The 1553-nt window shown below is 48.8% G+C and carries 1 protein-coding gene; it reads right to left on the reverse strand.

Annotated features, from left to right (window positions below):
* Positions 1–432: 432 nt before the first annotated feature.
* On the reverse strand, positions 433–1002 hold the full coding sequence (locus A3751_RS16060) for a DUF4136 domain-containing protein (RefSeq protein WP_068457896.1): 570 nt from the start codon (positions 1000–1002) through the stop codon (positions 433–435).
* Positions 1003–1553 lie beyond the last annotated feature (551 nt).

The following is a 1553-nucleotide window of genomic DNA, read 5'->3' on the forward strand; positions in this document are numbered from 1 at the left end:
TAGTTCGAGCCCAGCTCGGGGAGCCAATCTCAACACCCCTCTTTGTATACAACGAATCCGTGGCAAACTCGATGACTTTGCCTAGCTCGAGCACAGCTCGGGGAGCCAATCTCAACACCCCTTTTTGTATACAACGAATCCGTGGAAAACTCGATGACTTTGCCTAGCTCGAGCTCAGCTTGGGTAGCCAATCTCAACACCCCTCTTTGTATACAACGAATCCGCGGCAAACTCAGTTTGGTCTAACTCCAGCCCTGATTTCTGACGGCGTAATCGAAAAAAACCAGCCAAAGCAGCAACCCCACGCCGACTTAATTGCAGAGCCTTGATCAAAAAAACCGGAGCCGAGCAAATCAAAGAGATCACGCCAAAAATTATCAGAGCCAAACCAGACAAATACAGCCAACAATCAAGCTGCGGTCAACAGCGAACCTAGCTCTCTTCGTCAGCCGGAAGTTTTACCGGGTATTGATCAAATACCGCCTCTACAACCCCACCAATATATCCCTTAAGATCTTCTGGCGGCGTCTCTTTCATTCTGCCAACGGCCACACCCTCCCAAATAACTTGCCTGTCCTCCGCATCGATAACATCGATGTTGAGCGTCCCTTCTGTGTATTGCGAGGTTCTTGTCTCAAAAGACATCCCAACACTGCCATGGTATCCAGCCCCACCGCGGTAAGAGTAGTAACCTACACTTGATGATGGCGTCGTTGTAGTTCGTAGTTTTTCCTTCTGAGATACATGAAAATTAACCAGCAACTCGGCTTCTTGAGATTCCGTGAGGCCGCGCGCAGACAACTCTTTACGAATAGACTCAATAAGATACCGCTCTTCGATCCCCCTATATTGACCATCCGCCAAAGCGAGCGATTCGACAAACCCAAACGTACTAAAAACCGAAAAATCTGTGTCTGGCTCGAAGATCGCATGCGTTCTGGGTCCAGTCGCACAAGCAGAAAGGGCAAATATGACAACTAACAACAGACTTCTTACAAACATTACCGGATCCCTTATTATTCAAAAGGAAATTACTTTAGCGTAGACCTTAGGCTGACGCTACAAATGAATTTGCACAAAAAAGCCCGCTTAATAGCGGGCCCCGTCGGAGAAACAGCGAAACAACACTAGTTCACGACTACCTCAACGACATCCGAGTAGCGCCCCTGCAGACCATCACTGTCAACGGTCGCAATAGCAAAGAAATATGCTCCAGCCTGTAGATCTCGCAGCGTATACGAGGTTTGCTGTCCACCGACAATACTCACCGTTGTATCAAGCTGATTCTCAGACGCACCGTACACAATGGTATAGCCATTAATTTCATATAACGAAAGATCACTACCGTCCTCTCTCTCAAGAGGAATATCCCACGACAGTGCAACGTCATGAAGGACCACTTGCTGAGGTGAAACAGCAACGGAGGCCGCCACACTCATCACAGAACCCACTTCATTGCCTACCCGAACTGAGTACTGGCCGGCGCTCACAACGGATGCTGAAGAAACTTCAAGGCTTGAGCCCACCTCCCCGGCAATCNCCTGACCATCCTT

This window comes from Oleiphilus sp. HI0080, from assembly GCF_001635135.1.

What these genes read in the sequence shown, in the direction of transcription:
- A3751_RS16060 (WP_068457896.1), bottom strand. Translation starts at nt 1,002, where the DNA reads ATGTTTGTAAGAAGTCTGTTGTTAGTTGTCATATTTGCCCTTTCTGCT.